General features: G+C 69.3%; 26 protein-coding genes. 12 read left to right on the top strand and 14 right to left on the bottom strand.

Annotation, left to right across the window (positions count from 1 at the left end; all coding sequences use genetic code 11):
- Nucleotides 1-17: 17 nt before the first annotated feature.
- Together FHU38_RS01410 and FHU38_RS01405 are read right to left on the bottom strand one after the other, a co-directional pair.
- Nucleotides 18-509 carry a nucleoside deaminase gene (locus FHU38_RS01410; protein WP_313886634.1) on the bottom strand — a complete coding sequence of 164 codons (492 nt, stop codon included), beginning with the start codon at nt 507-509 and terminating at the stop codon, nt 18-20.
- Nucleotides 506-988, bottom strand: a complete 483-nt coding sequence (locus FHU38_RS01405) for a tRNA adenosine deaminase-associated protein (RefSeq protein WP_009156682.1) — start codon at nt 986-988, stop codon at nt 506-508. Before FHU38_RS01405 ends, FHU38_RS01410 begins: the two co-directional genes overlap by 4 nt.
- A gap of 74 nt (nt 989-1,062) precedes the next feature.
- Between FHU38_RS01405 and FHU38_RS01400 the strand changes: the two genes are divergently transcribed.
- Complete coding sequence (locus FHU38_RS01400) at nt 1,063-2,295, top strand: M20 metallopeptidase family protein (protein ID WP_167175303.1); 1,233 nt, start codon at nt 1,063-1,065, stop codon at nt 2,293-2,295.
- Nucleotides 2,296-2,301: 6 nt separating this feature from the next.
- Entirely contained in the window at nt 2,302-3,279 is a 978-nt protein-coding gene (locus FHU38_RS01395) for a prephenate dehydrogenase (protein ID WP_167165753.1), read from the top strand.
- 10 nt (nt 3,280-3,289) lie between these two features.
- Here the strand turns inward: FHU38_RS01395 and FHU38_RS01390 are convergent, their stop codons facing one another.
- On the bottom strand, nt 3,290-3,514 hold the full coding sequence (locus FHU38_RS01390) for an antitoxin (protein WP_167175300.1): 225 nt from the start codon (nt 3,512-3,514) through the stop codon (nt 3,290-3,292).
- Between the two features lie 90 nt (nt 3,515-3,604).
- Between FHU38_RS01390 and FHU38_RS01385 the strand changes: the two genes are divergently transcribed.
- A complete protein-coding gene (locus FHU38_RS01385; protein ID WP_167165751.1) occupies nt 3,605-4,054 on the top strand; it encodes an SRPBCC family protein in 450 nt (149 codons plus the stop codon).
- A gap of 15 nt (nt 4,055-4,069) precedes the next feature.
- On the opposite strand, the gene FHU38_RS01380 is transcribed toward FHU38_RS01385, so the two are convergent.
- The 7 genes from FHU38_RS01380 to FHU38_RS01350 form a co-directional block, all read right to left on the bottom strand.
- Complete coding sequence (locus tag FHU38_RS01380; protein ID WP_167165749.1) at nt 4,070-6,655, bottom strand: CHAT domain-containing protein; 2,586 nt, start codon at nt 6,653-6,655, stop codon at nt 4,070-4,072.
- Between the two features lie 50 nt (nt 6,656-6,705).
- On the bottom strand, nt 6,706-7,170 hold the full coding sequence (locus FHU38_RS01375) for a carboxypeptidase regulatory-like domain-containing protein (RefSeq protein WP_167165747.1): 465 nt from the start codon (nt 7,168-7,170) through the stop codon (nt 6,706-6,708).
- The gene (locus FHU38_RS01370) at nt 7,167-7,772 is read right to left on the bottom strand and encodes an RNA polymerase sigma factor (protein WP_167165745.1); all 606 of its coding nucleotides are present in this window, start codon (nt 7,770-7,772) and stop codon (nt 7,167-7,169) included. Before FHU38_RS01370 ends, FHU38_RS01375 begins: the two co-directional genes overlap by 4 nt.
- Before the next feature lie 99 nt (nt 7,773-7,871).
- Nucleotides 7,872-8,225 carry a protease inhibitor I42 family protein gene (locus FHU38_RS01365; RefSeq protein WP_313886633.1) on the bottom strand — a complete coding sequence of 118 codons (354 nt, stop codon included), beginning with the start codon at nt 8,223-8,225 and terminating at the stop codon, nt 7,872-7,874.
- 116 nt (nt 8,226-8,341) lie between these two features.
- A complete protein-coding gene (locus FHU38_RS01360) occupies nt 8,342-9,001 on the bottom strand; it encodes a hypothetical protein (RefSeq protein ID WP_167165742.1) in 660 nt (219 codons plus the stop codon).
- Between the two features lie 17 nt (nt 9,002-9,018).
- Nucleotides 9,019-10,170: a C1 family peptidase gene (locus tag FHU38_RS01355; RefSeq protein WP_167165740.1), complete on the bottom strand. Its 1,152-nt coding sequence runs from the start codon at nt 10,168-10,170 to the stop codon at nt 9,019-9,021.
- A gap of 105 nt (nt 10,171-10,275) precedes the next feature.
- A complete protein-coding gene (locus FHU38_RS01350; RefSeq protein WP_167165738.1) occupies nt 10,276-10,794 on the bottom strand; it encodes a GbsR/MarR family transcriptional regulator in 519 nt (172 codons plus the stop codon).
- Nucleotides 10,795-10,888: 94 nt separating this feature from the next.
- Here FHU38_RS01350 and FHU38_RS01345 point away from each other — a divergent pair, with 94 nt between their 5' ends.
- On the top strand, nt 10,889-11,800 hold the full coding sequence (locus tag FHU38_RS01345; RefSeq protein WP_167165736.1) for an ABC transporter ATP-binding protein: 912 nt from the start codon (nt 10,889-10,891) through the stop codon (nt 11,798-11,800).
- On the top strand, nt 11,797-13,446 hold the full coding sequence (locus tag FHU38_RS01340) for an ABC transporter permease (RefSeq protein ID WP_208415513.1): 1,650 nt from the start codon (nt 11,797-11,799) through the stop codon (nt 13,444-13,446). Before FHU38_RS01345 ends, FHU38_RS01340 begins: the two co-directional genes overlap by 4 nt.
- A 180-nt stretch (nt 13,447-13,626) precedes the next feature.
- On the opposite strand, the gene FHU38_RS01335 is transcribed toward FHU38_RS01340, so the two are convergent.
- Together FHU38_RS01335 and FHU38_RS01330 are read right to left on the bottom strand one after the other, a co-directional pair.
- On the bottom strand, nt 13,627-14,121 hold the full coding sequence (locus FHU38_RS01335; RefSeq protein WP_167165734.1) for a hypothetical protein: 495 nt from the start codon (nt 14,119-14,121) through the stop codon (nt 13,627-13,629).
- 76 nt (nt 14,122-14,197) lie between these two features.
- The gene (locus tag FHU38_RS01330) at nt 14,198-14,986 is read right to left on the bottom strand and encodes a hypothetical protein (RefSeq protein ID WP_167165732.1); all 789 of its coding nucleotides are present in this window, start codon (nt 14,984-14,986) and stop codon (nt 14,198-14,200) included.
- Between the two features lie 72 nt (nt 14,987-15,058).
- Here FHU38_RS01330 and FHU38_RS01325 point away from each other — a divergent pair, with 72 nt between their 5' ends.
- From FHU38_RS01325 to FHU38_RS01305, 5 genes are all read left to right on the top strand, one after another.
- A complete protein-coding gene (locus tag FHU38_RS01325; RefSeq protein WP_167165730.1) occupies nt 15,059-15,355 on the top strand; it encodes a glutaredoxin domain-containing protein in 297 nt (98 codons plus the stop codon).
- A gap of 140 nt (nt 15,356-15,495) precedes the next feature.
- The gene (locus tag FHU38_RS01320) at nt 15,496-15,978 is read left to right on the top strand and encodes a formate dehydrogenase subunit gamma (RefSeq protein ID WP_167165727.1); all 483 of its coding nucleotides are present in this window, start codon (nt 15,496-15,498) and stop codon (nt 15,976-15,978) included.
- The gene (locus FHU38_RS01315) at nt 15,975-17,525 is read left to right on the top strand and encodes a formate dehydrogenase beta subunit (RefSeq protein WP_167165725.1); all 1,551 of its coding nucleotides are present in this window, start codon (nt 15,975-15,977) and stop codon (nt 17,523-17,525) included. The genes FHU38_RS01320 and FHU38_RS01315 overlap by 4 nt, the downstream gene beginning before the upstream one ends.
- A gap of 3 nt (nt 17,526-17,528) precedes the next feature.
- The gene (gene fdhF, locus FHU38_RS01310; RefSeq protein ID WP_167165723.1) at nt 17,529-20,339 is read left to right on the top strand and encodes a formate dehydrogenase subunit alpha; all 2,811 of its coding nucleotides are present in this window, start codon (nt 17,529-17,531) and stop codon (nt 20,337-20,339) included.
- Nucleotides 20,339-20,551 carry a formate dehydrogenase subunit delta gene (locus FHU38_RS01305; protein WP_167165721.1) on the top strand — a complete coding sequence of 71 codons (213 nt, stop codon included), beginning with the start codon at nt 20,339-20,341 and terminating at the stop codon, nt 20,549-20,551. Before fdhF ends, FHU38_RS01305 begins: the two co-directional genes overlap by 1 nt.
- Before the next feature lie 70 nt (nt 20,552-20,621).
- Here the strand turns inward: FHU38_RS01305 and FHU38_RS01300 are convergent, their stop codons facing one another.
- On the bottom strand, nt 20,622-21,074 hold the full coding sequence (locus FHU38_RS01300) for a nitroreductase family deazaflavin-dependent oxidoreductase (RefSeq protein ID WP_167165719.1): 453 nt from the start codon (nt 21,072-21,074) through the stop codon (nt 20,622-20,624).
- 126 nt (nt 21,075-21,200) lie between these two features.
- Here FHU38_RS01300 and FHU38_RS01295 point away from each other — a divergent pair, with 126 nt between their 5' ends.
- A complete protein-coding gene (locus FHU38_RS01295; protein WP_167165716.1) occupies nt 21,201-21,926 on the top strand; it encodes a TetR/AcrR family transcriptional regulator in 726 nt (241 codons plus the stop codon).
- 64 nt (nt 21,927-21,990) lie between these two features.
- Nucleotides 21,991-22,425, top strand: coding sequence for an OsmC family peroxiredoxin (locus FHU38_RS01290; protein ID WP_167165714.1), 435 nt, complete (start codon nt 21,991-21,993; stop codon nt 22,423-22,425).
- A gap of 52 nt (nt 22,426-22,477) precedes the next feature.
- Here FHU38_RS01290 and FHU38_RS01285 read toward each other — a convergent pair whose 3' ends face one another.
- Nucleotides 22,478-23,650, bottom strand: a complete 1,173-nt coding sequence (locus tag FHU38_RS01285; protein WP_167165712.1) for a beta-ketoacyl synthase N-terminal-like domain-containing protein — start codon at nt 23,648-23,650, stop codon at nt 22,478-22,480.
- Between the last annotated feature and the right edge of the window lie 175 nt (nt 23,651-23,825).

The raw sequence follows: 23,825 nt of genomic DNA, 5'->3' as shown, positions 1-23,825 counted from the left end.
ACTGCATCGGCCCAGCGCTACTCGAACGACCCCGTCGCATCGCGTTGACCCGCGAAGAACTCCTCCAGCAACGCCGAACACTCCCGCGCGAGCACCCCGCCGATCACCTCGGGCCGGTGGTTGAGCCTGCGGTCGCGCACCACGTCCCACAGCGAACCGACCGCGCCCGTCCTCGGCTCCCACGCGCCGAACACCAACCTGGCCACGCGCGCCAGCACGATGGCACCCGCGCACATGGTGCACGGTTCGACGCTCACCGCGAGGGTGCAGCCCTCCAGCCGCCAGCCGTCCCCGTACTCCCGCGCGGCCGCGCGCAGGGCCAAGATCTCGGCGTGCGCCGTGGGATCGCCCAGTTGTTCCCTCGCGTTGTGGGCACCGGCCAGCAGCCTGCCGTCAGGGGCGAACACCACGGCACCCACCGGCACATCGGCGGTGCCCTGCGCCCGCCGCGCGAAGCCGATGGCCGACCGCACGGCTTCGGCGTCGCCCGCGTCGAGGGGCGGGCTCACAGGTCGTCGACGAACTTGGCGAACTCGTCGCCGAAGCCACACCGCTGAGCGATCATCTGCAACTGCTCGTCGGGGTACAGCTCAACCTCGTTGACGATGACCTCCAACTCCGGACCTGGCATTCCAAGGTCGGCGAGAATTTCGAGGTCTCCCTCCGGCCAGATGACGTCGTCGTCATCGTCCGGTGGTTCGGCACGCAGCAGGTCGAGCACATCCGCCGCGACGTCGTAGTCGAGTGCCGCGGCCGCGTCGGACAGCAGCAGGGACGCACCGGTCGGACTCGGGCGCACGATGACGAAGAACTCGTCGTCCACCGCCAGCAACCCGAAGACAGCGCCGGTGGAGCGAAGCTTGCGCAACTGTGTGATCGCGGCGTCCAGATCGGTGAGCGCGGCCGTGTCCAGCGGGCCGCATCGCCACCGGCCGTCCTCGCGCACGACCGCCACCGCGAACCCCGTGATCGGCTCCTTCACCGCCATGCGCCCACCGTATACCCGCGCGGCTCAGGTCGATCGACGAAAGCATCAACCGAATGCGTGCCAGTATCGAGTACATGACCGGACCCACCGAGTTGCCCTCGCTGCCCGATGCCCGACTTGCCGGATTGCTGGAGGAGGCAAGGGCGCTGCAGCCGCGAACGGTCGCGCTGCGGCGCGAGCTCCACCAGCACCCCGAGCTTGGCCTTACGTTGCCCCGTACCCAGGAGGCCGTCGTCGCCGAACTGGAGGGGCTGCCGCTGGAGATCACTCGGGGCACCACGACGACGTCGGTCACAGCCGTGCTGCGGGGCGGCAAGCCGGGGCCCGCGGTGCTGCTGCGCGGTGACATGGACGCGCTGCCGCTCACCGAGGACACCGGCGTCGAGTTCGCCTCGGACGTACCGGGGGTGATGCATGCCTGCGGGCACGACACCCACGTCGCGATGCTCGCTTCGGCGGCGCGGCTGCTCAGCTCACACGTCGAGGAGTTGGCGGGCTCGGTCGTTTTCATGTTCCAGCCGGGCGAGGAAGGCCATCACGGTGCTCGTCACATGATCCACGAAGGAGTGCTCGACGCGGCGGGAACGCGAGTGGAACGCGCGCTGGCCCTGCACGTTCACGCCAACCTGCCGAGCGGGCTGGTCACGACGAGGACCGGTCCCGTCATGGCCGCGGCTGACACCTTCGACATCCGGGTCGTCGGCTCCGGCGGGCACGCCTCGATGCCGTACAACGCCGTGGACCCCATTCCGGCCGCGGCCGAACTCGTCGGCGCGTTGCAGACGATGGTGACCCGCAGGATCGACGTGTTCGATCCCGCCGTCGTCTCCGTCACCCGCATCGCCGCGGGCACCACCAGCAACGTCATTCCGGAGAGCGCTGAGCTGTCGGGGACGATCCGGACGATGTCGGCGCGGACGAGGGCGCTGGTGCACGAGGAGTTGCCCAAGGTCTGCGAGAACGTCGGCGCGGCACACGGCTGCCAGGTGCTCACCGACATCGAGCCTGGCTACCCGCCCACGGTGAACTCGCCGGAACAGGCGGCGCGAGTGCTTCAGCTCGCCGCCGAGGTCCTCGGTGCGGACAACGTCGAGCCGATGCCCGCTCCGATCATGGGTGCGGAGGACTTCTCCTACGTGCTGCAACGGGTACCAGGGGCGTTCGCGTTCCTCGGCACGTGCCCGAGCGGGACCGACCCGGCTCAGGCGGCCGCCAACCACTCCAACCGGGTGCACTACGACGAGGCCGCGCTGGCCAACGGGGTGGCGATGTACGCGGCGTTCGCGCTGGACGCCTTGCGCGGGTAGGGCAGGATGGGCGCCGTGCGAGACGTATGCGTTATCGGGCTGGGTCTGGTCGGCGGTTCCTTGCTGCGTGCTGCCGCGGCGGCGGGCAGGAAGGTGTGGGGCGCAACGGACTCCACATTGGACGCGCAGGCCGCCGCGGCCGAAGGCTATGCCGTTTCCACCGATGTGCCACAGGCGCTACGGCGAGCGGCGGAGGCCGACGCGGTGATCGCGCTGGCCGTGCCGCTGCCCGCGCTGGACACCGTGTTGCCGCTCGTCGCCGAGTACGCACCCGACTGCGTGCTCACCGACGTCACCAGCGTCAAAACCCCGGTGCGCGACGCCGTCCGGCGCACGGTCCCGACGGCGAGGTACGTGGGTGGTCATCCGATGGCGGGCACGGCCAAGTCGGGCTGGGCCGCGGGAACGGCCACGTTGTTCGTCGGCGCGGCGTGGGTCGTCGCGATCGAGGAGGACACCGACCTGGCTGCGTGGCGGGAGGTGGCGACACTGGCACTGGACACGGGCGCGCACGTGGTGCCGCTCGGCTGCCAGGCACACGACGAGGTCGTCGCGCGCATCTCCCACCTGCCCCACCTGTTCGCCGCGGTGCTGGCGGCGGTGGGATCGTTCGGTGGTCCGCTGGCGGCGGCGCTGGCGGCCGGGTCGTTCGCCGACGGAACGCGGGTGGCGGGCACCCGACCGGACCTGGTGCGGGCGATGGTCGAGGGCAACCGTGCTGCCCTGCTTCCCGTGCTCGACGAGGCGCTCGGCAAGCTCGGTGCCGCCCGGGGGGCGCTGGCCTCGACGGGCGGGGTGGCGGCCACCATCGAAGCGGGGCACGCGGGAGCGAGGGCGCTCGCCGAGCACAGGAACGCCTCGCGCGCGGCGGTCACGGTGGACCTGACCGCACCCGAGGCTCGCGACGGGCTGGTCGCGTTGGGGGAGCGCGGTGGCCGGATCACGGCCATAGCTGGTGAGGTGGCTTCCGGGGAGGTCTGCTGAGTGGCCGGAGCTACCTGGGCCCGCCCTGCTGGTCCCCACCTTGCTGCCCACCGCCCGCATTCTTGCGCAGCATTTCCTTGGCCTTACGGCTGGCGCTGTCGATCTTGCCCGCCTGCTTGCCGAACCGGGACCTGGCAAGCCCACTCGCCTTGTCGATGCCCTGCTCGATCTTGCCGCTGTTCTTGCCGAGCGCGTCCTTGGCCCTGTGCTTGATCTGATCGAAGTTGAAACCCATGCTCTCCAGACCACCAGCGTTCGCGCGATGGCGCAACGTGGAGAGCACGGCACCTGCCCGGCCTGCCCCGCGGGCGGTTATCGTTGACCGATGGCCAACAGGACGTACTCCTTCGAGGTGCGGCGCAGGAGCACCGCCCCGCCGTGGAAGCTGTTCGAACTGGAGACCGACGGTGCGAACTGGTCTCGGTGGGCACGGCCGCTGGTAATGCACTCGTCGTGGGAGCGACGAGGCGAACCGGAGGACGGCGGGATCGGCGCGATCCGCAAGGTGGGTGCGTGGCCACTGTTCATGCGTGAGCAAACCACCGGCTACGAACCACCCGACCGGCACGTCTACACCTTCGCGGGCGCCGCACCGGTGCGCGACTACCACGCCGAGGTGCTGCTGAGTCCCGACGGCTCCGGCGGCACCCTGCTGTGCTGGCGTGCCACCTTCACCGAGGCCGTGCCAGGCAGCGGCCCGCTGGCGAAGCTGGTACTACACGCCGCGGTCCGGTTCCTGGCCACCCGACTGGTCGCCGCCGCCGAACGCGGGTAGCAGCACGCTCGCAGGTCAGCCCGCCCCCAGGCACAGGAAGGGTCGTCGCAACGGGTCCACCGCCGTGGCCTCCGCCAGCGCCACGGCCGGTGACAGCCCGGCGGCGAGGCTGTGGTGCAGATCCGTCATCGCCTGCGCCGCCGCACTGTCGCCGACCCTGGCCACGGCCCCGACAACCGTCCGAGAACCGCTCGCCAGCAGCGCACCCGCGAACCCGAGGGCCTCCTCACCCGGCCGGATGTGGCTCATCGCCAGCTCACACGCCGCCAGCACCACCCGCTCCGGCGGATTGGACAGCCGCGCGGCCTCGTGGGCGAACAGCGGACCGTCGACCAGGTCCAGCCGGGAGAACAGCGCATTGCCCGGCTCGTGTGCACCGTGCGCGACCAGGTGCGCGACCCCGGAACCCTCCAGCGCCGACAACACCGTCTCGCTGGTCGCCGCCTCACCGTCCACCAATCGCGCCGACGGGTACACCGCCCGCAGTTGGCGCACCTCCCCGACAGCTCCCGGCACACCGGGACCGCCGACCAGCACCACCGGCTCCGGCCTACCCGCACGGGCGGCGGCGACCCACACCGTCGCCGAGGGCGCGACCGAAAGCGGCCTCCCACGCAGGCTGGGCAGTGCGGGCCACGGCAGCGCGTGCAGTGATCCGGTGGGAACGATCACCAGTTCGGTGTCGCCGATCAACCCGGCGAGCGGGTGGATCAGCCGCTCGTCGAGCAGCGCCGCCCTACGGCGCGCCGACGCGGACACCGCCGCACTCAACGCGGCGGGCAACTGGTCGGGCGCCAGCGCGTGCAGATCGGCGTGCAGTTGCCTCGCGGTCTCCACCACCTCGGAAAGGGATCCCAACCGCACGAGGCTGAACCGGCCGTCGCGCACCACCACCGCGGCAAGGGAGTCGGCATGCCCGACCAGGCTCACCAGTGTGCGCTCGCCCAGCCGCTGCGCCACCTCCTCCGGCGAGCACACCGGCCTCGGCCTGCCCCAGCGGCTGGTGTACCAGCCGAGCCTGCTCGCCTCCCGTTGCAGCCACGCGTACCGGCTCTCCAGTGCTGCCACCGGCTTGCCTGCCAGCCGGTGCTGCTGGACGGTGCGCTGCACGTGCCGCATCTCGGTCAGGTACCTGGCCAGCACCGGGTCGTCGATCGCGGGCAGTGGTTCGTAGCGGTACACCTGCGCGCGAGTGCGCTCCTGCCAGGCGAGCAGCCTGCGCGCGCCCTGCTGCCCGCGTGCTCCGGCGAGCACGCGGCCGACGGCGAGCGCGCCCAGTTCCTGGCCGTGTACGGCGGTGCCGCACAGCAGGTCGAGACCACCCATCCGGTCGCGGGCCGAGCCCAGCTCGGTCAGTCCCGCCCGAGCCTGCGCCAGCGCGGAGCGTGGCCGTCCCGCCGCGACAGCCAACTCGGCGCGGCACAGCCGCAGCAGCATCTTGTGGTCAACCGGGCTGGTCCTTCGAGGCTTCGGCACCTTCGCCAACTGTTCGGCCGCGGCGTCGAGGGCACCCCTGCGCACCAGCAGTCGTACCGCGAGCAGCCGTGCCGCCGCCGTCTCGTCGCGCAGCCCCAGCTCGGCGAGCCGGTCGGAAACCCGCAACAGGCTGGACGGTAGCCGCGGCGGTGGAGTCGCCCCGCTCTCCAGAACCTCGGTTGCGTCCGCGCGCAGTCGCGCGAGCGCGGCGACCTCCGCCCACGGCTTGTTACCGCGGCGCAGGAACCGACGGCGAGCGAGGACCGCGAGGTGACGGGCCAGGTCGTAGTCGCCCTCGAGCAGTGCCGCTGCCGCCCTCGCCACCTTGGCCTCGGCCAGGTCCTGGATGACTCGGTTGCGGCGCAGGTCGGGTAGCGCCTCGTCGAGGTGTCTCGCGGCCTCCCTCGCCAGTCCCGCGACCAGCAGCGCCCTTGCCTGGTCCAGCCGGACCCTGGCCAACCAACCGGGCGCGGCGGACTCCAGAATCCTGGCGGCCTCTTCGTAGTGGTGCAGCGCGCCGGGGATGTCGCCCGCCAGCTGCGCGAGGTCGCCGAGGCCGTGGCGCGCCTTGCCCTCGATGCGGGCGAGGCCGTGTTCCGCGGCCAGCGCGATGGCCCGGTCGAAGTCGCGAGCCGCCGCGTCGACGTTGCCCATCTCGGCATGGATCTGGGCCCTGTTGGTCATGGTGCGGGCAAGCAGCAGGCCGTCCTCACTCTGCAGCCCCTCCAGCGTGGGAATGATGGCGTTGAACAGGGCCAGCGACTCTGCGAGCCTGCCGACTCGGAACAGCAACAGGGCACGTTGTCCCGAGATGACCGCCTGCAACTCCTGCTTGCTGCGGCCCTCGGGCAACTGCTCCAGGTGCGCCTGTGCCCGCCTGAGTCCCCGGAACCCCTTGGCGGTGGAACCCACCTCCGAGGTCGCCAGCGCGAGGCTGATCAGCACCCTGATCCTGGCCGCCACCCAGGCAGCGTCGGGTGCCGCCTTGGCATCGATCAATCGCAGCGCCTTGCGCAGCAGCCGAATGGCCTCGATGTTGTGCGCGCTGGCCGCGGTGTCGTTCGCTTTCCGGTGCAGGGCGAGCACCGCGTCGAGATCCCGATTCTGTTGTGTCCCGCCACGCACGGGATCTATATGAGCACATCCGTCAACAGCGCTGTCGCGCCGGATGGCTTCTACAGCACCACGGCCGGGGTGACGATGGTGCGACGGCACGATTCGCCGCCGATGTACACCACTATCTGGGTGGTTCCGCTGGGCACATCGTTCAGTACGAACCGGCCGCCGTCGTCGGCGACCGTGGTGAACGAGTCGTGTCCCGCCACGCGAACCTCCACCGTGTACTGACCCTCCGGGACGAGCCAGCCGTCGATGCGATGCCGCTGCCCCGTCTCGGTCAGGTTGATCATCACGGTGAGATCGCTCACCGTGAAGGTGATCGTGCCCTGGGCCACGCTGCGCACGCCGGTCAGAGCGTCGGCTCTGTCCCAACGCGCGACCTCGACGTCCAAGTCTTCCAGTGCCAGCGCGAACTGCACCCGTTCCACCAGGTCGTCCGGCGGCGGGTCGAGTTCGTGGACGAACCTGTCCAACTCCAAAAGCAGCGTGTCGTCGTCCGGGAAGGTGTTGCCCTCGTTCATACGCTGCCCCCTTGAGCTTCCAGCAGTCCCCGCATCCGCTGCAGGCACCGACCCCTCGTAGGTCCGATGCTGCCATGCGGAATGCGAAGTGCGTCGGCGACCAGCCGATACTCGGCACGTCCTGAGAGAACCGTCAACCGCAGCAACTCCTGGCACCGCTGCGGCAGCTGCGCGAACGCCCGCCACAACCTGCGGTCGCGATCGGCTCGAACCGCTTCCGCGTCGGGTGCGGGTTGCGCACTCGGAACGGTTTCGGCCAACTCCTCGGTGAGCGGCACCGGTGCGGGCTTGCGCCGGACCGCGCGCTGCGCCTCCCGCCTCGCCGTGGTGATGAGCCACGCGGCGAGCGCCTTGGGATCGGCGAGTTGATCCAGGTACCGGAACAGCGCGAGCCACACCGTCTGCACGACGTCCTCAGCAGTGTGCCTGTCCAGCCCGTTGCCTCGCGCGACCTGCCACACCAGCGGCGTCAACTCCTTGACGAGCCGGTTCATCGCGGCACGGTTTCCCGCGCGCGCCTGGTGCATGCACGCCGCGTACAGCTCATGCCCGCGTAGGCCCTCCCACGACGGGTCCGCCTCGGCGGTTCTGGCGTCCGTCACCGCATCCGCCCTCCCGGATCGCGCTGTTCAAGTCGGCGCAGGCAGTATCTCGGGCCGGAAAGGACAACGGAGTCGGTTGTCGGAATAGAGATACATTGCTCACTCGGTCGGAGTAGCGGACAGGACGAAACTGACCGAGCGGCGCGGCCGGTCCTCCCACGGCCGCGCCAACTCGGCCTCGATGAGGTGCCGACCGGCGCCCACGACATCCAGCGCCAGCCGGCGAACCCCACCACCCCCCGGGGCCCCACCCCCAACAGGGCCCGTTTCCGGATGGTCGCCACCCCCACGGACGTATTCGTCGGCGACCAGCCGGACCCCCTCGGGGAGGCGAAGTGACCACCGGTAACCCGACGTCCGGAGTTCCGGGAGCCGCAACTCCACGGTGTCCCCGACACGCAGCTCCGCTGCTCTGCCCGCATCGGACTGCGCCAGCCGGACCAGTGCCACCACGCCCCGTCCTTTCGTGTTCCTACGGCCGGTACACCCGGCCGCATCCCTTGCTCCCCCCGGCGGTGGTGGCCGACGGCCCCCTCGGCTGTCGGCCACCACCCTTTTCCACGCGAGGTTCAGACCAGCAACTGGTCGATCTCCCCACGCGAGTCCTCGTGGTACGCGACAGGCAGCCGGTAGTTCTTCGCCAGCAATGCCAGCTGAGTCAGGTGGCTGTGGCCCGACTCGGATGCGGGAGAGAGCCGCTTCCAACCGGCGCCGTGCACCGATATCCACGCCCCCGGCGATTCGGCCGCCGACCACAGGTGCGTGATGAAACGGTGTTGACTCCAACCGCTTTCCGAGCTGACCCCCGGTCGAGCGGGCTGCCGCTGGCCGCCCCCGTTGGGCGGCGGTGTGTAGGGGTCCCAACCGGTCGGCGCCACCGGGTTGGGCGGCGGTGTGTAGGGGTCCCAACCAGTCGGCGCCACCGGGTTGGGCGGCGGCGCGTACGGATCCCAACCAGTCGGCGCCACCGGCCTCGGCGGCGGCGCGTACGGATCCCAACCAGTCGGCGCCACCGGCCTCGGCGGCGGCGCGTACGGATCCCAACCAGTCGGCGCCACCGGCCTCGACGGCGGCGCGTACGGATCCCAACCAGTCGGCGCCACCGGCCTCGGCGGCGGCGCGTACGGATCCCAACCAGTCGGCGGAGCAGGCGGCTGCACGTCCGGTGTGGACTCTTCCGGCTGCGCTTCGTCCGCCGCCTTCGCGTCGTTCACCGCATCCTGTGTCATGGTTCCTCTTCCTCGACTCAGCCGCCGGGGCTGATCGTGCTGAGTTCGTCGTTGTCGACGAACGGTGCGATGGTGTGACCGCCCGCCCTGGCGGCGCCGATCGCCGCCAGCGTGGTCGTCAGTTCGTCGGGCCCACCGCCGATGCGGGTCCATCCGAGGTTCTCCAGATAGGCCCAGCCGTTGGCCTGGTGCGCCGTCACGAACAGTCCGAGCGCGCGCTGCGCTGGTAGCCAGGCGCGCAGGTTCACCCCGGTACACCCGAGGGTGGTCGACCTCGGGTCGGGGTAGTCCTCGATGTAGGCCTCGCCGTAAGCGATACGCAAGAACCCGTTCTCTCCCCATTCAGGACCCCACGAGTTCTTGGCGATCCAGCAGCCCGCGTCGTCGTCCCAGCCGATCAGTGCCACGCAGTGCCCGCCGCTGGTCTGCTCCGTGGTGTGCCGGTAAACGCCGCCGGTGTAGTGGAACAGGTCGTCGTAAACCACCAGGCAGGCCGTGACCGCGCCGTAGCCGTAGATGTGCTCCTTTATGGCCGCGGGGTCGCTGCTGAGGTCGACGACCCCGTCGGCCTTGGCCACCCTGTCCCGCCACGCGGGGTTGAGCGCACCGGCGTCGTCATCGGTGTAGGGGTAGTAGTCGGCGAAGGTCACGCCGAGTTTGCGGCAGTCCTCGAACAACTCGTCCGGCCAGGTGCCGTCCGGCAGAATCGCCTCCCGGGCGGCGGCGTGGCCGAAGAACAGGTGTGCTTCCGAAAGATCCAGCTTCAGTCCAGGCGCACCCCTGGTGTAGGCCGCCGTGGTCTCCAGCGCGGCCACCGTGCCGAACGCGCTGCAGGATCCGCACTCACCCTGGTCCTTGACAGGCGTGACGTAGCTTCGCCCGGCCACGTTCCGCAGGTCGAACGCCCGGGGCAGGTGCGGGGTGGGTGCGTGCCCCGCGCGTACCGGCCTTCCCTCGAGTGCCAGCGCGGCCTCGGCCATGCGCGCGGGAAGGTCCGACCGTGCGCTGACCTCCTCGGCCGACGGCGAGGGAACGCCGAGCCTCGCCTTGCGCGAGGTGGCGGAGAGTCTGCTCAGCCACGTTTCCCCGCACCGCCACGGGTCGCCCATCGTGGCGAGCGAGTCGCGGATCATCGCGAGCTCGGCCACGCATGGGTGCTCGTCGCTCATAGGGTCCCTCCCGGCGCGGTCGGCGTGCTGTCGCCCATAGGACGCACGCGGGGGGCCACCAGATACATCCGGGAGAAACTTTTTTCGCGAGCGCGTCGCGGGTCGCTAGCTCGCTTCCGCTTCCTGCTCGCCGTGCTCCTCGTGCCAGCGCTCGAACAGCAACGGGATCTCCCTGGCCATGAAGTCGAGGAAGTCGACCATGTGCGCCAGCCGCCTGCCCGCGGGAGTGTTCTCGCCGACCGCCGCCACACCTTCCGCTGTGGCTTCGCGCCAGACCCGCATCATGCGGTCGCGCTTGAGGAACGACGCATACCAGAGGTCGTCGTAGAGGCGGTAGTGGTCACGCCTCGCGCCGGGCTGCCGTTCCTTGGTGACCAACCCCATCTGCTCCAGATAGCGAACGGCACCGGAGATGGCGGCCGGGCTGACATTGAGTGCCTCCGCGAGTTCCGCCGCGGTCATCCGGCCGCTGTCGGTGACCGTCAGAGCGGAGAACACCCTCGCGGACATGCGCTGGAAGCCCATCTGGGTCAACGCCAGCGCCAGTTTCTCGACATACTCGCGAACTGCCTCCTCATCCCTGGTGAAGCTGGGGTCGCGCTGGGACTGTGGCCTGCTCGACATGTCGATCCATCCCTTCGTTCAGGTTCGGTCCATCACCAAAGCTATACTGTTTCGTATCTTCACAACTTTGTGAAACTAGTGTAGCTTCACCAACATGGAAAATGCCATCTCCGTGACGGACCTGCACAAGTCCTTCGGGCCGACGAAGGCCCTCGACGGACTGAGCCTGTCGGTCGCCACCGGCGAGGTCCACGGTTTCCTCGGCCCGAACGGCGCGGGCAAGTCGACGACCGTTCGGGTCCTGCTCGGATTGCTTCGCGCGGACAGGGGGAAAGCCAGCCTGCTGGGCGGCGACCCGTGGCGCGACGCCGCCACCTTGCATCGCCGGCTCGCCTACGTTCCCGGCGACGTCAACCTGTGGCCCAATCTCAGCGGTGGTGAGGTGATCGACCTGCTCGGAAGGCTGCGCGGAGGTCTGGACAAGCGCCGCCGCGACGAACTGATCGAGCGTTTCGACCTCGACCCCAGGAAGAAGGGCCGCACCTACAGCAAGGGCAACAGGCAGAAGGTGGCCGTCGTTGCCGCGCTCGCCTCCAACGTCGAGCTACTGATCATGGACGAGCCGACTTCGGGGCTCGACCCACTGATGGAGGCGATCTTCCAGGAGGCCATCCAGGAGGAGCGCAGGCAGGGCCGCACCGTGCTGCTTTCCAGCCACATCCTCGCCGAGGTCGAGGCACTGTGCGACCGGGTGAGCATCATCCGGAACGGACACATCGTAGAGAGCGGAACGCTCGCCGACCTGCGCCACCTCACAAGGACCTCGATCTCCGCCGAACTCGCGGCACACCCGAACGGCCTGTCGCAACTGACCAACGTGCACGACCTCAAGATCGAGGGCAACCACGTCCGGTTCGATGTCGAGACCGACGCGCTCGACGAGGCGTTGCGTCAGCTCACCCAGGTCGGCGTCCGCAGTCTGACCAGCCAGCCACCGACGCTGGAGGAGTTGTTCCTGCGCCACTACACCGAGACGGCCGGAGCCGAGGCGGCGACAGCGAAATGACCACCACCGTCGAGCATGTCATGGCTCGCGCGCCGTACTCGTCCACGAGGGCGGGCAACCTCGCGGGCACGTGGCAGCTGATCCGGCTGGCGCTGCGCCGCGACCGCATCGTGCTGCCGATCTGGCTGCTGGTGCTGGCGCTCACCCCGGCGGGCACCGTCGGCGCCTACGAGCAGATCTACCGGACACAAGCCGAGCGCGAGGCGCTGACGGCGAGCATGGGTGAGAACCCCTCCATCGCGCTGCTCTACGGACCGGCGTTCGACCTGTCCACCGCGGGCGGCTTCACGGCATGGCGGTTCGGCACACTGCTGCCGCTCTTCCTCGCGCTGGTGTGCGTCTTCACGATGACGCGGCATACCAGGCAGGAGGAAGACACCGGGAGGCAGGAGTTGCTGTCGTCGACCGTGCTCGGCCGCTACGCGGCGCTCACCGCCTCGGTCGTCGTGTGCTCGGTGTTCGGGCTCACCGCCGGTCTGCTCACCGCTGGCGCACTGATCGGCGCCGGATTGCCCGCCACCGGCTCGCTAGCCCTCGGACTCGGGTTCGCCGCTGTGACCTGGGTGTTCACCGGTGTCGCCGCGATCTCCGCCCAGCTAGCCGAGTACTCTCGCACGGCCAACGGAATCGCCAGTGCCGTGCTGGGCGTGACGTTCGCCTTCCGCGCGCTCGGCGACGCGGCGGGGGACGTGAGCTGGCTGTCGTGGCTGTCGCCGATCGGCTGGAGTACGCAGGTACGGCCGTTCGCCGACGAGCGGTTCTGGGTGCTGCTCATCCCGCTGGCCGTGGCTATCGCGCTCACCGCGGTTGCCTACCTGCTGCAACCCAGGCGCGACATCGGTATGGGGCTGCTACCGACAAGCCTGGGGCCCGCGGGCGCGGCACCACGCCTGCGCACACCGTTCGCGCTCGCCTCGCGGCTGCATCGAGGAGTACTCATCGGCTGGTTGACCGGCTTCGCCGTGATGGCCGTGCTGTTCGGCGGGATGGCGGCCGGGATCGGCGACCTGGTCGGAACCAGTGAGCAGGCCCGGCAGATGTTCGAGCGGATGGGTGGCTCGGACGCGATCGTGGAGGCGTTCCTCGCCGCGATGGCCAACTCGTTCGGGATGGTGGCCACCCTCTACGCGGTGCAGGCCGCGCTGCGGATGCGGGCCGAAGAGACCGCCGTGCGGGTGGAGCCACTGCTTGCCACCGGCGTGGGCAGACTGCGCTGGCTGACCGGCCACCTGGTGTTCGTGCTACTCGGCAGCGGGCTGCTGCTGGCAGTGGCCGGGGTGGGCATGGGTCTGGCACACGGGCTGCGGGTGGACGACGTCGGCGGCCAAGTGCCGGCGGTGCTCGCCGCCTGTATCGCACAGCTTCCAGCCGTGTGGCTGGTGGCGGGAGCGGCCGTCGCGCTGTTCGGCCTCGCACCGAAGTTGACCAACGCCGTGTGGGCCGTTGCGGCCGTCTTCCTGCTGATCAGCATGTTCGGACCCGCGCTCAACCTGGACCAGGCGGTGCTGGACGTCTCGCCGTTCCAGCACATCCCGAAACTGCCGGGCGAGGAACTCACCGTGGCACCACTGGTGTGGCTATCCGCCATCGCGGTCGCGCTCATCGGGGCCGGGATGGTCGCGTTCCGTCGCAGGGACATCGGCTAGGGGAGCCGAGCAGGGCTGGGTCCGGCCCAGTCGGGGAGGCCGGGCCCACCCGCCCGCGAGTCCCCCGCTCCCGCCCGCGAGTCCCCCGCTCCCGCCCGCGAGTCCCCCGCTCCCGCCCGCGAGTCCCCCGTTCCCGCCCGCGAGTTCTGCGGTCTAGGCGGTGGCGCCGCCCGCGCGGACTCAGGCTCGTTCGCTGACCATCCCCCGTGGGTCGACAACGAGGTTCGACTGTGGTCCCCCGGCACCACAGTCGGGGCCGTTGGGATAGACCGGAGTCGGGGTCACACTCAGGGTCCGGTGCGCGAGCCGCTCGCCGCCCGCGCCGGTAACGGTCAGCGTGACCTCGACCGGCCGCTCCGGCAGATCAGCGATGTCGGCGAAACCGTGCTGACCGCCGGTCGGCCGAAGCCGTGCCGAGCAGACGTCATCCGGGCGGTCACCCGCGCACGTCGAATCGGTGGCCGCAGTGGACTGGAACAGGTCCACCGGGTAGGTGCGGCACGAGCCACCCCAGCAGGTTCGCAGCGTGGCGGCCTCGGCGGCGAGCCCGGCGTCGATATCGACACCGATACCGACCCTGACACCGATCTCGGTACAGGGCCGCTGCCCTCCTGACCCCACCGAAGCCCCACAGGATGCGACCAGCAACAGGGCCAACAACGCCGTCACACGCATACGTCAAGGACGCGCGGCCATCCCCGCCACGTTGCATCGAAAGGCGACCGACTGTCCCGAACACCGGCCGTGCCCGCTAACCGCTACTGAGGTCGGTGACACGCTGCTCCGCGTGCGCGACCTCGCGATCGGCCGCGGCCAGCGCCTGCCGCGCCTCCGCCGTGCGCTTTCGTGCCTTCGCTTCCTCACGTTCGGCCGCCCGCAGTTCCTTTCGCGCGGTGTCGCGAGCCGATCTGGCCTGCGCGGCGGCTTCTCGTGCCTGCTTCAACCGCTGCCGTGCCGTATCGGCGCGTTCCCGCTTCTCCGGCTGTCTCCGCTCGCCCCTCGCCTGCTCCTTCCGCTTTCCCTTGGCGGGTTCGCGTGCGGCAGGTCCACCCTGCTGCATGGTGGGCAGCCACGCTCCCGCGAACGGGTCAGGCGGTCGCAACGCGGAGACCAGGCGTCCTCGCTGCACCGCGCGAGCGGATTCGGGATCGGCGACGGCGGCGTCGAGTGTCTCACTCACCTCCCTGGACACCGCCTCGCTGACCCCTCCGCTCGCCAGCTCGGCCGCGGCCCGCGTCAGCGCGCGGACGAGGTCATGGCGTTGCCTGGACAGCTCACGCAGCCGATCGCCCGCCAGCTCGGTGTGCGCGTCACGCAGCGCCTCACCCAGCTCGCGAAGGCCTGCGACATCGTCGGGCCTGCTGCGTGCGAGGTGGTTGACGAGCGCGGCCGAACTGGTCGGCTTGCGCAGCTTGCGGATGCGTTCGGCGAGGTCGCGGCTGCCGTCGGCGCGAGCCCTCGCCGCGCGCTCCTCACGCAGCCGCGTGAACTCCTCACGGCGGGCTGCGTACAACTCGTCGGCCACGGCCTCGAAGTCCATTCGACCAGCGTCTCGCAAGGGTGCCGGCTCGGCCAGCCACCGGCTACGGCTACGGTGCTGGTAGGAGGAGATGTGGCGGTCGAAGCAATCGAGTTCTACTGGCGCCCTGGTTGCCCGTTCTGCGCGAGCCTGCGCAGGCGACTGCGCAAGAGCGGACTGGCGGTGCGAGAGGTCGACATCTGGAGCGACCCGAAAGGGGCGGCGCGGGTACGCGCTGCCGCGGGCGGCAACGAGACCGTGCCCACGGTGTTCGTCGGTCCGGTGGCGTTGGTGAATCCCAGCATGAGCGAGGTAACCGAGGCGGTGCGCGAGCACGCGCCGCACCTACTGGAGACGGCCACGCCACCTCGGCGCTGGTTCCGCCGCTGAGCCCCACGCGGTTCGGGATCGCTTTTTTCACTGGGTGACAACTGCCTCGGCAAAGGCTTCACCGGACCGTACGCTTGTTGTGCCCGTTTCACCGTGCGGGTAACATAGCTGATGTATACCGTATACAACGAGGAGGCGGTATGGCGGTCGACAGCGCCGGCGCCTCGGTCGCGGAGCGAGTGCGCGCCGTCGTGGAGGCGCACAGCGGCGATCGGGGTGCCCTGCTGCCCATCCTGCACGGCATCCAGGCCGAGTTCGGTTACATCGATTCCGAGGTAGTGCCGATACTTGCCGCCGAACTGAACATGTCCCGCGCGGACGTGCACGGTGTGATCACTTTCTATTCCGACTTCAGGTCCGAACCTGCGGGCGCGGCGACGGTGCGGCTGTGCCGGGCGGAGGCGTGTCAGTCGGTAGGCGCGGAGAAGCTGGTCGCCGATGCCGAGCAGGTGTTCGGCGTCAAGGTCGGCCAGACCACATCGGACGGTTCGGTGACGCTGGAGCAGGTGTTCTGCCTCGGCAACTGCGCGCTGGGACCGGCGGCACAGGTCAACGGCAGGATGTACGGCCGCGTCGACCGCAGCAGGCTCGTGGAGATTCTGGCGAACGGAGCGCAGCAGTGACGACGACAGTCTATGTGCCTCGTGACTCGGCCGCCGCTTCGGTGGGCGCGAACGAGGTCGCGGCCGCGTTGTCCCGCGAGGCGGGCGAGGAGATCCGCCTGGTGCGCAACGGTTCGCGCGGGATGCTGTGGCTGGAGCCGTTCGTGGAGGTCGAGACCGAACGGGGCCGGGTCGGTTACGGGCCGGTCTCCGCCGAGGCCGTGCCCGAACTGCTCGCCGCCGGGATGTTGCGGGGCGCCGACCACGAGTTGTGCCACGGCCTCGTCGCGGACCTGCCCTGGATGCGTGATCAGCAGCGGCTGTGCTTCGCCAGGGTCGGGATCACAGATCCGCTGTCCGCCTCTGACTACGAGCGATTCGGCGGGCTGGCAGGACTTCGCAGGGCGCTCGAACTCGACCCGGCCGACGTCGTCGCCGAGGTCACCGAGTCGGGCCTGCGTGGCAGGGGCGGGGCGGGCTTTCCCGCGGGCATCAAGTGGAAGACGGTGCTCGAGACCCCCGGCGAGCTGAAGTTCGTGTGCTGCAACGCCGACGAGGGTGACTCGGGCACCTTCGCCGACCGGATGCTGATGGAAGGCGATCCGTTCTGCCTCATCGAGGGCATGACCATCGCCGCGCACGCCGTCGGGGCCGCCGAGGGCTACATCTACATCCGGTCGGAATACCCCGACGCTGTCGCCACGATGCGCAGGGCCATCGACATCGCGTACGCGCACGGCTGGCTCGGCGAGAACATCCTCGGCTCCGGACTGCACTTCGACCTGTTCGTGCGGGTCGGGGCGGGCGCCTACATCTGCGGAGAAGAGACCTCCATGCTGGAGAGCCTGGAGGGTAAGCGCGGCATGGTGCGTTCCAAGCCGCCGATTCCGGCGATCACGGGGCTGTTCGGCAAGCCGACTATCGTGAACAACGTCCTCACCCTCGCCAGCGTGCCGTCGATTCTCTCCGACGGCGGGAAGTCCTACGCCGAGCTCGGCGTGGATCGCTCGCGCGGCACCCAGGTCTTCCAGCTGGCGGGCAACATCGCGCGAGGCGGGGTGTTCGAGACCGCCTTCGGGATCACCCTCGACGAGCTGGTCAACGGTTACGGCGGCGGCACCCGGTCGGGAAGGCCGGTGCGCGCGGTGCAGGTCGGCGGGCCGCTCGGATCGTATGTGCCCACATCGCAGTTCCACCTGCCCATGGACTACGAGGCGTTCGCCGCCGCCGACGCGATGCTGGGGCACGGCGGCATCGTGGTGTTCGACGACGCCGTCGACATGGCGGCCATGGCGCGGTTCGCGATGGAGTTCTGCGCGGAGGAGTCCTGCGGCAAGTGCACCCCGTGCCGGGTGGGCGCGGTACGGGGCGTCGAGGTGATCGACAAGATCACCGGCGGTGAGGACACCGATGGCAACCTGGCCCTGCTCAATGATCTCTGCGAGCTGATGACCGACGGGTCGCTGTGCGCGATGGGCGGGCTGACACCCAACCCGGTGCGCAGTGCGCTGACGCACTTCCCCGACGACTTCGTGTCGAACGCCGCCAACCACAAGGAGGCGAAATAACCCATGGGTTTGCTGAAGGAGCACGACTTCGGAACGCCGGCCAAGCCGGGCCCGGCGACGGTGACCGTCGAGATCGACGGCGTACCCGTGACCGTGCCCGAGGGCACGTCCATCATGCGCGCGGCGGCGGAGAGCGGGACCGACATCCCGAAGCTGTGCGCTACCGACAGCCTCGAAGCTTTCGGCTCGTGCAGGCTGTGCCTGGTCGAGATCGACGGCCGCAAGGGCACGCCAGCCTCGTGCACCACACCGGTCGCAGAAGGCATGCGGGTCCGCACCCAGACGCCACGGCTCGAGAAGCTGCGGCAGGGCGTGATGGAGCTCTACATCTCCGATCACCCGCTGGACTGCCTGACGTGCGCGGCCAACGGTGACTGCGAGCTGCAGGACATGTCGGGGGTCGTCGGTCTTCGGCAGGTGCGCTACGGCTACGAGGGCGAGAACCACCTCGACGCCGAGAAGGACACCAGCAACCCCTACTTCGACTTCGACCCCGCCAAGTGCATCGTCTGCTCCCGCTGTGTGCGGGCCTGTGGCGAGGTGCAGGGCACGTTCGCGCTGACGATCGAAGGCCGCGGGTTCGACTCCAAGGTCTCACCGGGGGCGAACGAGCTGTTCATGGACTCCGAGTGCGTCTCGTGTGGAGCCTGCGTGCAGGCGTGCCCTACCGCGACGCTGCAGGAGCGCTCCGTCGTGGACCTGGGCATGCCGACGCGAACCGTGTTGACCACCTGCGCCTACTGCGGGGTCGGCTGCTCGTTCAAGGCGGAACTGCGTGGCGACGAGTTGGTTCGCATGGTGCCGCACAAGGACGGCGGCGCCAACGAGGGCCACTCCTGCGTCAAGGGCAGGTTCGCGTTCGGCTACGCCACCCACCCCGACCGCAAGCTGAAGCCGATGATCAGGGAGCGGATCACCGACGAGTGGCGCGAGGTGGACTGGGAGACCGCGATCGGCTATGTCGCCGAGAGGTTCCGCGACATCCAGGCTCGCCACGGAGCTGGGGCGATCGGCGGCATCACGTCGTCGCGGTGCACCAACGAAGAGGTCTACGTGGTGCAGAAGCTGGTGCGCGCGGCGTTCGGTAACAACAACGTCGACACCTGCGCCAGGGTTTGCCACTCGCCCACCGGCTACGGACTGAAGCAGACGTTCGGCACCTCCGCTGGCACCCAGGACTTCCGCTCGGTCGCCAAGTCCGACGTCATCATGGTGATCGGCGCCAACCCCACCGACGCGCACCCGGTGTTCGCCTCGCGCATGAAGCGCAGGCTGCGGGAGGGCGCCAAGCTGATCGTGGTTGACCCGCGCCGGATCGACCTGGTGCGCTCGCCTTACATCGAGGCGACCCACCACCTGCAGTTGGCTCCTGGCACCAACGTGGCCGTCGTGAACGCGATGGCGCACGTCGTGGTCACCGAGGGTCTTCTCGACCGTGAGTTCGTCGATTCCCGTTGCGAGGACTTCGACTCCTGGGCCGAGTTCATCGCGAGGCCGGAGAACAGCCCGGAGGCGGTCGAGGAGATCACCGGTGTGCCCGCGGCCGAGGTTCGCGCCGCCGCGCGGCTCTACGCGGGCGGTGGCAACGCGGCGATCTACTACGGTCTCGGCGTCACCGAGCACAGCCAGGGCTCCACGATGGTGATGGGCATGGCGAACCTCGCCATGGCCTGCGGCCAGATCGGGCGCGAGGGTGTGGGCGTCAACCCGCTGCGCGGCCAGAACAACGTGCAGGGCTCCTGCGACATGGGCTCCTTCCCACACGAACTTTCCGGCTACCGGCACGTGTCCGACGACGCCGTGCGCGAGGTGTTCGAAAAGCTGTGGGACCGGCAGCTGCTGCCGGAGCCAGGCCTTCGTATCCCCAACATGTTCGACGCGGCGATCGACGGCACCTTCCGGGGGTTGTTCGTGCAGGGCGAGGACATCGCCCAGTCGGACCCGAACATCAACCATGTGCACGCCGCGCTCTCGGCGATGGAACTGGTGGTGGTGCAGGACCTGTTCCTCAACGAGACGGCGAAGTTCGCGCACGTGTTCCTTCCGGGCACGTCGTTCCTCGAAAAGGACGGCACGTTCACCAATGCCGAGCGGCGCATCAACCGCGTGCGGCCGGTGATGCCTTCCAAGATCGGTATGGACGAGTGGCAGGTCGCCTGCGAGATCGCCAAGGCGATGGGCTACGACATGCACTACAACAGCGCGAGCGAGATCATGGACGAGATCGCCTCGGTTACTCCGACGTTCGCGGGGGTGTCCTTCGCCAAGCTGGACAAGCTCGGCAGCGTGCAGTGGCCGTGCAACGACGCCGCACCCGAGGGCACGCCGGTGATGCACGTGGACGAGTTCGTGCGCGGTAAGGGCAGGTTCATGCAGACGCCCTTCGTGCCGACACGGGAGCGCAGCAACCGCAAGTACCCGCTCATCCTCACCACCGGCCGCATCCTCACGCAGTACAACGTCGGCGCGCAGACCCGGCGCACCGCGAACGTGGCATGGCACGGCGAGGACGTGCTCGAGATCCACCCACACGATGCCGAGGTACGCGGCGTCAACGACGGCGACGTGGTGACACTGTCCAGCCGCGTCGGCACCACCACGCTGCGGGCCAGGATCTCCGACCGAATGCCGGTCGGAGTGGTCTACACGACCTTCCACCACCCGGTCACCGGGGCGAACGTCGTGACCACCGAGAACTCCGACTGGGCGACGAACTGCCCCGAGTACAAGGTCACGGCCGTGCAGGTGGGGCTGAAGAACGCGGCAGCGGGCCACGACGCGGCCCACAACGAGGAACCGGCACTGGTGGACTGATGGAGACCACGACATCACCACAGGCGAGGATGGCCGCCGACATCGCGGCGCAGTTTCGGCACCAGCCCGCCGAACAGGCGGCGGCGGCCATCGCCAACCACATCCGCATGTTCTGGGACCCCAGGATGAAGGCTGAGTTGCGCAAGCTCGCCGAGAACGATCCCGACGCGCTCGATCCGCTGGCGCTGGCCGCGGTTCGGCTCCTGGAATAGCCGGAATGACCCACCCCACCCGAGGTCGCCCCGCACCCCCTGGACCGGGGCGGCCTCGGGCGGTGGGAGTTCAGTCGCCGGTGACGATCCGGAAGGCGGGAAATCCCGGCGCGGCGGCGCGCAGTTCCCGCTCCGGCGAGTCGGCCTTGAGGTTGCCGAAGAACGCGCCGACCTCCCATGCCCATTTCCTCAGGTAGGCGCGCAGCACCGGGAGCTTTTCCTCGTCGGAGAGTTCCACCGCGGTGAAGTCCTCGTAGCGGTTGCCCAGCCGCAGCCTGCCTTGCCCTGCCACACGTAGGTTGCGGACCCACTGCGTGTGTCCTCGCGGAGCGACGAGGTAGCGCTCGCCCCCGTGTTCGAGCAGGTTGACCGGGTTGGTGCGCCATTCGCCGCTGTTGCGACCACGCACGTACAGCACCCTGCTGCCCCACAGGCTCACGCCGTGCCTGGTGAGCCAGCTGACCAAGCTGTGGAAGACGTTTCCCGCCTTCGACGGTTTGAGGTAACGCGGCTGTGTTGTCATCGGCCCCTCCGGATCACTGCGAGAGCGCTGCTCTCAACTAAGAGCAGTGAACACCCAAGGTCGCGCGCTGTCAAGAACAGTGCTCTCTATTTTGTGCACCGCTCTCGCTCCTGGCAGACTGCGGGGATGAGAAGCGTCCATCGCACGGCGAGAGAGCGGGCACGGGCTGAGTTGACCGTCGCCATCAAGGCCGAAGCAAGGAGGCAACTGGGCGAGGTCGGCGCTCAGGGACTGTCGCTGCGGGCGGTGGCCCGCGAACTCGGCATGGTGTCCTCAGCGCTGTACCGCTACTTCTCCAGCCGGGACGAGTTGATCACAACGTTGATCGTGGATGCCTACAACTGCCTCGGCGAGGCCACCGAACGCGCGGCGAGCGCACAGCCGTCCCCCCGAAGCCGCTGGACGGCGAGCTGCCATGCGGTACGCGCGTGGGCACGCGCCAACCCGCACGAGTACTCGCTGATCTACGGCTCTCCCATACCTGGATACCGAGCCCCGCAGGACACCATCGCCCCGGCGGGCAGGGTGCCGATCGTCTTGGTCTCAACCCTGCGGGAGGCGTGGCAGCAGGGCGCGGTGCGCGAGCCGGACTCGGCGCCCCAGCCGGATGGCGAGCTGGCCGAACAGTTGGCCACCGTGGTTTCGGAACTGGCCATCGAGGTTCCCGAACCGCTGCTTGAAAGAGGACTCATCGCGTGGACCCAGCTGTTCGGGATGGTCGGGTTCGAACTGAACGGGCAGTTCGTCGGCAGCTTCGAGCCCGCCGACGCCTTCTTCGCCGAAGCCGTCGAGCGGATGGCCGACTTCGTCGGGCTGACCGGCGACACGGCGCCGCCCGACGGTGCCACCTGACTGGCGACCCAGACCCATCGGCGAGAGCATCGAGCGGCCAGCATCCCAGCCGAAGGAGTTGACCATGGCCAGCCGCGACTCGACAACACACTGGAAAGGCGGGCTGAACTCGGGCACGGGCGTCGTGACACTCGACTCCTCGGGCTCCGCCCGGTTCGAGGTGACCTTCCCCCGCAGGATCGGCGAGCCGGAAGGTACGACCAGCCCGGAGGAGCTCATCGCCGCCGCGCAGTCGTCCTGCCTGGCGATGAACCTCGCGGGCACCCTCGAGAAGGAGGGCCTGGCACCCAACACCATCGACGTCAGCGCGCGGGTGACGGTCGGCCCCTCCAACGGAGGGCTGTCCATCGACACCGTCGCAATCACGCTGAGCGCCGAGGTCGAAGGCGTGGACGAGGACACCTTCGCGCGGCTCGCGCAGCAGGCCAAGGACACCTGCCCGGTGAGCAACGCGCTCGCGGGAACCACGATCACCCTGGACGCCAGGCTCGCACGGTGAAGGCTGGGGCGGTGACCGGCGTCGAGCAGCACGCCGGTCACCGCCGAACAACTCAGTCCCGCCCCGGTCCGAGCACGACCACGGAGTTGTGGCCACCCATCCCGAGCGATGACTTCACCGTCAGGCCCCCGGCTACCGGGAACCGGCCGTGCAGCAACCGCGGGTGCGGCTGCGCCACCAGCGGTGGAGCGGGGATCGTGCCGCGCTCGTAGCCGAGCGCGGCCACGGCCAGCTCCACCGCCGACGCCGCACCCTGGCAGTGCCCGGTGAGCGGCTTGACGGAGTAGACGCCCGCCTCGGCTGGGAACAGTTCCTCCAGCAACGCGGCCTCGGCAGTGTCGCACTGTTTCGTGCCGGGGCCGTGTGCGTTGAGGTACCGCACCTCGGCGGCGGCCACGCCCGCGTTGTCCAGCGCCTCGACGAAGCAGCGCCGCACCTGCCGAAGCGAGGGCTCGATCGAGGTCACGTGGTACCCGTCGTGCGACATCGCGCCGCCGAGCAGCCGTGCGTACGGCTCGCTCGACCGGCGAGACAGCACGAAACCGACCGAAGCCTCACCCATGATGAAGCCCCGGCTGCCCTGCTGGAACGGCCTGCAGCCGAGCAGCGGCTCCTCGTCAACCACCGAAACCCCGAGCCGCACGAAGTGCCGCACGTTCTCCGGGGTCAACGAAAGGTCGGTGGCCACGAGCACCACGTCGTCCACGATTCCCGCGTCCAGCCAGGACTTCGCCGTGAGCATCCCGGCGTTGCCCGACGCGCACATGGCCGACACGTTCATCGCGGGCCCGTGGAAGCCGTATTCCTGCATGAAGGTCGACGTCGGGGTGGACGGCATCAGCGCGAGGTAGTCCCTCGGCTGCAACTGGCCGCCCTCCACGAGGTAGAACTCCTTCCACAGGTCGACCTCGCCCAGCACGACGGCGTGCACCAAACCGACGCGCGCACCGGGAACCCAGCCCCGCTCACGCGCGTCCTCGATCGCCTCCCGGGCAGCGGCCCGCATGGCTCTGGCGAAGCGGCCCCTGCCGTCAGCGGGGTCACCGCCGTCGGGAACCGCCGCGACCCAGCCCGCGTCCGCGTCACCGGATCCGAACCCACCGGTAAGGGTTGCCGCGGGCTTGCCCGAAAGCAGTCCCTCCCACAGTAGTTCGCGGCCCCAGCCGTAGCCGGTGACCGCTCCGATGCCGCTGATACCGATTCCGTCGGTTCTTGATCGCAGCATGATCTGCGCCTCACTTTCACCTGGTTATGCGTTGAGGCGGCCTTCCGGGCAGCGCTGACCGAAAAAGCCACCTACTCTGGTGACGGCGCGTCGAGACACTCAAGATGCAGAACGCAATAACAGGTTTCGGATTCCTACTATTCGCCTAGCGGCGATTTCATGCTGTAATCGAAAG

The sequence above is a fragment of the Saccharomonospora amisosensis genome, from assembly GCF_011761185.1.
GTDB lineage: Bacteria > Actinomycetota > Actinomycetes > Mycobacteriales > Pseudonocardiaceae > Saccharomonospora_A > Saccharomonospora_A amisosensis.
The sequence above is the reverse complement of the archived record's forward strand: the minus strand, read 5'-3'. Positions and strand labels throughout refer to the sequence as shown.

What these genes read in the sequence shown, in the direction of transcription:
- FHU38_RS01285 (WP_167165712.1), bottom strand. Translation starts at nt 23,650, where the DNA reads ATGCTGCGATCAAGAACCGACGGAATCGGTATCAGCGGCATCGGAGCG.
- FHU38_RS01330 (WP_167165732.1), bottom strand. Translation starts at nt 14,986, where the DNA reads ATGGACTTCGAGGCCGTGGCCGACGAGTTGTACGCAGCCCGCCGTGAG.
- FHU38_RS01320 (WP_167165727.1), top strand. Translation starts at nt 15,496, where the DNA reads ATGGCGGTCGACAGCGCCGGCGCCTCGGTCGCGGAGCGAGTGCGCGCC.
- FHU38_RS01375 (WP_167165747.1), bottom strand. Translation starts at nt 7,170, where the DNA reads ATGAACGAGGGCAACACCTTCCCGGACGACGACACGCTGCTTTTGGAG.
- FHU38_RS01300 (WP_167165719.1), bottom strand. Translation starts at nt 21,074, where the DNA reads ATGACAACACAGCCGCGTTACCTCAAACCGTCGAAGGCGGGAAACGTC.
- FHU38_RS01290 (WP_167165714.1), top strand. Translation starts at nt 21,991, where the DNA reads ATGGCCAGCCGCGACTCGACAACACACTGGAAAGGCGGGCTGAACTCG.
- FHU38_RS01405 (WP_009156682.1), bottom strand. Translation starts at nt 988, where the DNA reads ATGGCGGTGAAGGAGCCGATCACGGGGTTCGCGGTGGCGGTCGTGCGC.
- FHU38_RS01390 (WP_167175300.1), bottom strand. Translation starts at nt 3,514, where the DNA reads ATGGGTTTCAACTTCGATCAGATCAAGCACAGGGCCAAGGACGCGCTC.
- FHU38_RS01395 (WP_167165753.1), top strand. Translation starts at nt 2,302, where the DNA reads ATGGGCGCCGTGCGAGACGTATGCGTTATCGGGCTGGGTCTGGTCGGC.
- FHU38_RS01305 (WP_167165721.1), top strand. Translation starts at nt 20,339, where the DNA reads ATGGAGACCACGACATCACCACAGGCGAGGATGGCCGCCGACATCGCG.
- FHU38_RS01340 (WP_208415513.1), top strand. Translation starts at nt 11,797, where the DNA reads ATGACCACCACCGTCGAGCATGTCATGGCTCGCGCGCCGTACTCGTCC.
- FHU38_RS01350 (WP_167165738.1), bottom strand. Translation starts at nt 10,794, where the DNA reads ATGTCGAGCAGGCCACAGTCCCAGCGCGACCCCAGCTTCACCAGGGAT.
- fdhF (WP_167165723.1), top strand. Translation starts at nt 17,529, where the DNA reads ATGGGTTTGCTGAAGGAGCACGACTTCGGAACGCCGGCCAAGCCGGGC.
- FHU38_RS01385 (WP_167165751.1), top strand. Translation starts at nt 3,605, where the DNA reads ATGGCCAACAGGACGTACTCCTTCGAGGTGCGGCGCAGGAGCACCGCC.
- FHU38_RS01345 (WP_167165736.1), top strand. Translation starts at nt 10,889, where the DNA reads ATGGAAAATGCCATCTCCGTGACGGACCTGCACAAGTCCTTCGGGCCG.
- FHU38_RS01295 (WP_167165716.1), top strand. Translation starts at nt 21,201, where the DNA reads ATGAGAAGCGTCCATCGCACGGCGAGAGAGCGGGCACGGGCTGAGTTG.
- FHU38_RS01355 (WP_167165740.1), bottom strand. Translation starts at nt 10,170, where the DNA reads ATGAGCGACGAGCACCCATGCGTGGCCGAGCTCGCGATGATCCGCGAC.
- FHU38_RS01335 (WP_167165734.1), bottom strand. Translation starts at nt 14,121, where the DNA reads ATGCGTGTGACGGCGTTGTTGGCCCTGTTGCTGGTCGCATCCTGTGGG.
- FHU38_RS01360 (WP_167165742.1), bottom strand. Translation starts at nt 9,001, where the DNA reads ATGACACAGGATGCGGTGAACGACGCGAAGGCGGCGGACGAAGCGCAG.
- FHU38_RS01400 (WP_167175303.1), top strand. Translation starts at nt 1,063, where the DNA reads ATGACCGGACCCACCGAGTTGCCCTCGCTGCCCGATGCCCGACTTGCC.